Origin of the sequence: Amycolatopsis sp., from assembly GCF_025464955.1 — a bacterium.
In the GTDB taxonomy this organism is placed as follows: Bacteria; Actinomycetota; Actinomycetes; order Mycobacteriales; family Pseudonocardiaceae; genus Amycolatopsis.
Genome location: NZ_JAODNM010000152.1, coordinates 1 through 5,254 on the forward strand (window position 1 = coordinate 1; position 5,254 = coordinate 5,254).

A 5,254-nucleotide genomic window follows, 5' to 3' on the forward strand; every position below is an offset into this window, starting at 1 on the left:
TCGACCCGGTCTACACCGGGAAGGCGTTTGCTGCGCTTACGGCCTGGGCGAATGCCGGTCGACTCGGGCCCGACTCGCGCGTCGTGTTCGTACACACCGGTGGTCTCCCGGCGCTCTTCGCGTACGCGGACGAACTCGTCGAGTAGTCGCCGCGCCCCAACGAACCCCACCAGCGACAAAGTGCGGTTGCCCGGCCGCGGCCGAGCCCTTCGTCAGTAGAGAGGGAATCGATGGAGCTAGGTTCCGGTGGTGGTGTCGCGTACCGCTTGCGCGCGGGGGTCGTCGATGTCGGGTAGTTGGGCGCCGTAGACCCCGCCGACGACGGAGGCTTCCCGCATGACGTCGGCGGGGAAGCCGAGGGTGGGACGGCTGAGTGCGTCGAGACGGTCCAGGTGCTGCCGGCTGAGGTGCACCTCGACGGCGACGAGGTTGTCGCGGAACTGTTCTTCGGTGCGGGCCGCGATCAGCGGGATGACGGGGCCGGGCTGCTGCCGCACCCAGGAGATGGCCGCCTGCGCGGGTGTGCAGCCGATTTCGTCGGCGATGGCGACGACCTCGCGGACGATGCCGTCGCTGCCGACCTGGGTGTAGCGGGCTCCGACCTTGGTCACGCGGCCGGTGCTGCCGTTGAGGTATTTGCCGGTGAGTCGTCCTTCGGCAAGCGGGCCCCAGGCGAACACTGGTAGGTCGAACGCGGCTGCCATGGGCAGCAGTTCCCGCTCCGGGGAGCGGTCGAGCAGGTTGTACCGCAGCTGGACCGCGGTGAACGGTGACCAGTCGTGCAATCGGGCGGAGGTGTTGGCTTCGGCGATTTCCCAGGCCGCCCAGTCCGAGACCGCGGGGTAGAGGATCTTGCCGAGGCGGACCTGGTCGTCCAGGGCGCGCATCAGTTCCTCGACCGGAGTGAGGAGGTCACGGGCGTGCACCCAGTACAGGTCGATGTGGTCGGTCTGCAGGCGCCGCAGGCTCGCCTCGATCGAGGCGACGATCTTCTTGCGATGGTTGCCCGCACTGTTCGGGTCGGCCGGGTCGGTTTGGTTGGTGAACTTGGTGGCGAGGACGAACCGGTCGCGGCGTCCTTTGAGCAGGTCGCCAAGGATGGTTTCCGAGGTCCCGTTGGTGTAGACGTCGGCGGTGTCGATGACATTGCCGCCGGCGTCGGCGAACAGGTCCAGGATCTTCGCGCTGACGTCCGGGGACGCGCCCCAACCCCAGTCTTCGCCGAAGGTCATGGTGCCCAGTGCCACCTCCGAGATCCGCACGCCAGTCTTACCCAAAAGCCTGTAACGCATGAGATTCCCTCGCTTCTTTGGATGGGCGGCAGCCGGCGTGGGCCACGGGCGCGCGACTCGCACCTGCCGATCTGGAGACTCCTCCACTTTATTGGAGAAGTCTCCACTTGGCAAGTTGAGCCGCGGAGGGACTTCCCGCCCGTCGCCCGCTTCCCGTCCCGCTGGTCAAGCCACGGAGCGGGTCGATAGCGGACATGTCGACGCGCGGCGGTGGTCTTTCGGGCTTGCGGTATTCAGCCTTCGGGCACCGTCGTCAGGCGGCGTTGTGCCGCGAAGTCCCAAGCCCGAGCAGGTATCAGGCCAACGGTTTACTGGAGCCCGGCGATCGCCATGTCAAGCACGCGCCGCGTTTGCTGTTCGCCGGCATCGCCGGCCGCCCTGCTCCACAGAAAGCCCATCAGGAGCAGAACGTCAGCAGCGTCAAGCCCGGGACGGACATCGCCGGCCTTCTCGCAGGCCCGAAGTAGTACAGCCACGGCTTCGGCGACCGGCGTATCGGCTTCGTGGGCGACGTCCTTCCCCGCGGCCGTCTGCAACGCCTCCCCGAGACCGTGCTTGACCCGCGCGAAGTCGGCCAGTCGCAGTAACCACACGCGGAGCGCGTCCAACGGCGGGTACTCGGTCACCAGGTCGTGGACTGAGTCCACCATCGACTGCAGTTCCTGCCGGTAGACGGCTAGGACGAGGTCCTCACGCGTCGGGAAATTGCGATACAGCGTGCCGGCCCCGACGCCGGCGAGCTTGCCGATCGTAGTGAACGGGACGTCCGGGTCATCGGCGAACGCCTGGTAGGCGACGGACAGGATCCGCTCACGGTTGCGGCGTGCGTCGGCGCGCGTGGTGAGGGGGTAGTGCGCGGCCACGGCCCTCCTTGCCCATCACGCCGGTCAGCGAGGCTCTCGGACAATCTCCCGAGTATCGGAGACGTCTCCGATACTGACTTCTCACCGTACCGCCCGGCGACCGCGCCTGCGTGCATGAGTCCGACTCTTGGCGACGGTGGCCGCCGGTCAGTCGAGCGTCAGCCAGTCCACCCGCAGCACGTCGACGCGGTCCTGGTCGGGAAGGCGAAGGTAGAGGATCTGGCCTTCACGGTGCGGGCCGAACAGCAGTCTGCGCAGCCCGTCGGGGTTGTCGCGGTGGTACGGCTCGCCTGCGGTCTGTAGGACCAGCGCAAGTGCGGTCAGTGCTTCGGCGAGTAACGCGAGCACTGGTACCGGCAGATCCTGGATCTGGGCGTGAGCGATCGAATCGATGTCGAGCTTGAATGTCATGTGACAGCGAGCAGGCTCAGATGCCGAGGTCAGCGGCGAGGACATCCCATGACACGCTGCCTGGCCGGGGCTGGCCGGTGCGCTGAATTTCGGCGGCTGCGGCGAGCATCTCGCGGTGACGCTGTGGGTCCAGCACGGTCGTCAGTGCGATGCGGCGCCAGTTGGCGAGGGTTGCCAGCAGCTCGTCCAGCCGGAGATCGTCCTTCGCGATCTCGAGCGCTCGGCCGTAGGACTGGTCGAACGCCGCGACCTCTTCGGGCAGCAGTGCGGCCCGGACCTCTGCGGGGGAGGAGAACCGCTTGGCTGCCTCTTCGTCCCAGCGCGACAGGGGTTGCTCGGGCGCTGCCCGCGGCGTGGTACGGCGCGGCTCAGAGGAGTGTGCGGCAGCGGTCATGCCCGTATCGTAACTCCGGTGGGTCGTGGGTGGGCTCCGACGGGCGGAGTCTTCGTCCGGCTTCCTGACCGACAAGGTGTCCGTCAACCTCCGCGACGCGCGATGCGTCACACGGGCGACGCGCCCTTGGCCGTCGTCGAGGGAGACGGCCTGCGCGTTGACGGCGAGCAGCCAGCGTTGCAGCGTGTCCGTGTAGAAGCTGGTGAGCACCTCGGCGACCAGTGCGGCTGAGGGTTCGGCGCGGAACTCTCCGCGTTCCTGGCCGAGTGCCACCGATACCTGGAGCGCCTCGAAGACCGGGAACGGCTCGTCGAAGGCCGCCAGTTCGGCGACGCGGCCGGTGGTGATCACCCGGGCCAGGTCCGGGTCGTCCGTGTTGACCGCGGCGAGTATGGACAGGTGGCGCACCAGTTGTTCGCGCGCGGAGGCGCTGCTGAGTGCTTCGTCGTCGAAGAGCGACGACAGCTGCTCTCGGCGTCGGTTGCTCCAGATCTCCAGGATGTCGCGCACTGGTGCTTGAGTACGCTCTTACGGCCGGGTGTCTACTCCCGTGCGTGCAACCGAACTTTCACCCAGGTGAAGACTTCCAGCTTCTGCTGGATTCGGCTGCTTGACGGCGGCGTGGATGGGCTCAGACGTGCAGGGTGGGCCGGTAGATGAGCTCGTGGGTGTATGCGGCCGACCTGGATGAGGACATTTCCGACCTGCGCGGCATCAACAGGAACGGCGCCGTCGTGGTGCTTTGGCCCGACCAGTACGTCGTCAACGGGCTGCCGCTCGGTGCGCCCGCCGAACTGGCGGCATTCTTCGAGCCGATCTTGTCAGTTCAGCGACAGGATGCGGGCCGCGGCTGCAGTGACCGATCGGCGTCGGCTCAGTGAGGAGGCGCGTTGTCGGCGCCATACCCGGCGGTTCAGGACCGTACCTCGACAGGCAAGGCCGGACGGCCTCCGCTGAAGGAACTATTGAGACGGTCGATCTCGCCGAAGAAGACCATGACGTCGTTAGGGTCGGTTCCCGCCGCCTCCAGGCGAGTCACGATCGCGGAGAGAAGCGACCGTTTCCTGGCGTCTTCGGTCCCTGACGAGAGCAGGGCCTCGATCATCAGAACATCCTCGCTGCGGGGCTTCTGCAGATCAGGATAGCGGGGGCTGATGCGAAGGTCGATTTCCGTCAGCGAGATGAACCTTTGGAAATGATCGTCCTCAGGATAACCGACACTGACGCTTGCCTCATGGATGGCGGCGGATATCGCGTCCTTTGCTGCTGCCGTTGTTCCGGAACGCATTGTCACTGTGAACAGTGGCAAGGAATCCTCCTTGAGTAGTGTCTCAGCGGTTCGCCGCAGCTTCCAGAATCAGCCTGGCGATCACGTCCGGGTGCGTGACGAGGGATAGGTGGCCGGAGTCGGCCTCGATGGTCGTGGCGTTCATCCGCTGGGCCATAAAGCGCTCAAGGTCGGGATTGATGGTGCGGTCGTTCTTCGAGACCGCGTACCAGGATGGCTTCTGATGCCAGGCGGCGATGCTGGTCGTCGGCGGAGCGGTGGAGAGCAAACCTTGGGCCGCGTAGAGCGTGAGCGCCTCTTTTCGAGGCACGCCGTTGGCGAAGTCCTGGAGGAATGCCGGCTGGCTCAGGAGCTTGAAGCCGCCTGAGGTGATGATCCCAGGGGTGATCGGAGGTGTGGGGAACTTCGCGGAGAGCGCCGCGAAGTCCTCGCCGGCGTCCGGTGCGCGGGCGGCGACGTAGACGAGCCCGGCGACCTTCGGGTCCAGGCCGGTCTGCGAGATGACCGTCCCGCCGTAGGAATGTGCGACCAGGATCGTGGGCCCGTCCTGCCGGGCCAGTGCGACGTGGTGGTGGCGACATCGTCGGCGAGGGAAGTGAGTGGGTTCTGCACCGCGGTGACATTCATTCCCGCCGCCTGTAGTAGCGGGATGACCTTCGCCCAGGAGGAGCCGTCCGCGTAGGCGCCGTGTACGAGGACGGCATTGCGCACCGAGGGAGTGCGGCTTTGGGTTGTTGCCCTCGGCTGTCCGCACTCCGAAAGCGCGGCTGCCAAGGCTCCCGCGCCCCAGTGCGGAAAACTGGCGACGACTGACTTCATCATTACCTTCTCTCCTTCCGATCTCACCTGGCGAGCCACCGTCAAGTCCAATCGCCGAAGCGGAATTTGTCAAGGTGAGTGAGACCAGTGGGTGTTAGGCGGCTTCGGGTTCGGTCTTCTGGCTGGTGTCGTCAGCTGGTCGGTTGATCCAGACGGTGTCGGGGAGATTGAGCATCTTTGGTGCTGT

The 5,254-nt window shown here is 66.2% G+C and carries 7 protein-coding genes; 1 reads left to right on the top strand and 6 read right to left on the bottom strand.

The features are described 5' to 3' along the window. Positions 1–236 precede the first annotated feature (236 nt). From JWQ81_RS38510 to JWQ81_RS38525, 4 genes are all read right to left on the bottom strand, one after another. Positions 237–1,262 (bottom strand): aldo/keto reductase, encoded by a 1,026-nt coding sequence (locus JWQ81_RS38510; protein WP_297549637.1) that lies wholly within the window; start codon positions 1,260–1,262, stop codon positions 237–239. Positions 1,263–1,600: 338 nt separating this feature from the next. Then, the gene (locus JWQ81_RS38515) at positions 1,601–2,155 is read right to left on the bottom strand and encodes a TetR/AcrR family transcriptional regulator (RefSeq protein ID WP_297549639.1); all 555 of its coding nucleotides are present in this window, start codon (positions 2,153–2,155) and stop codon (positions 1,601–1,603) included. A gap of 147 nt (positions 2,156–2,302) precedes the next feature. Beyond that, positions 2,303–2,566, bottom strand: a complete 264-nt coding sequence (locus tag JWQ81_RS38520) for a hypothetical protein (protein WP_297549641.1) — start codon at positions 2,564–2,566, stop codon at positions 2,303–2,305. Positions 2,567–2,582: 16 nt separating this feature from the next. Next, positions 2,583–3,470, bottom strand: coding sequence for a DUF6247 family protein (locus JWQ81_RS38525; RefSeq protein ID WP_297549643.1), 888 nt, complete (start codon positions 3,468–3,470; stop codon positions 2,583–2,585). 146 nt (positions 3,471–3,616) lie between these two features. Between JWQ81_RS38525 and JWQ81_RS38530 the strand changes: the two genes are divergently transcribed. Continuing rightward, positions 3,617–3,841 carry a hypothetical protein gene (locus tag JWQ81_RS38530; protein ID WP_297549644.1) on the top strand — a complete coding sequence of 75 codons (225 nt, stop codon included), beginning with the start codon at positions 3,617–3,619 and terminating at the stop codon, positions 3,839–3,841. A 32-nt stretch (positions 3,842–3,873) separates the two neighbouring features. Here JWQ81_RS38530 and JWQ81_RS38535 read toward each other — a convergent pair whose 3' ends face one another. Further along, positions 3,874–4,269, bottom strand: a complete 396-nt coding sequence (locus tag JWQ81_RS38535) for a tautomerase family protein (protein WP_297549646.1) — start codon at positions 4,267–4,269, stop codon at positions 3,874–3,876. 22 nt (positions 4,270–4,291) lie between these two features. Continuing rightward, on the bottom strand, positions 4,292–5,002 hold the full coding sequence (locus JWQ81_RS38540) for an alpha/beta hydrolase (protein ID WP_297549648.1): 711 nt from the start codon (positions 5,000–5,002) through the stop codon (positions 4,292–4,294). Positions 5,003–5,254 lie beyond the last annotated feature (252 nt).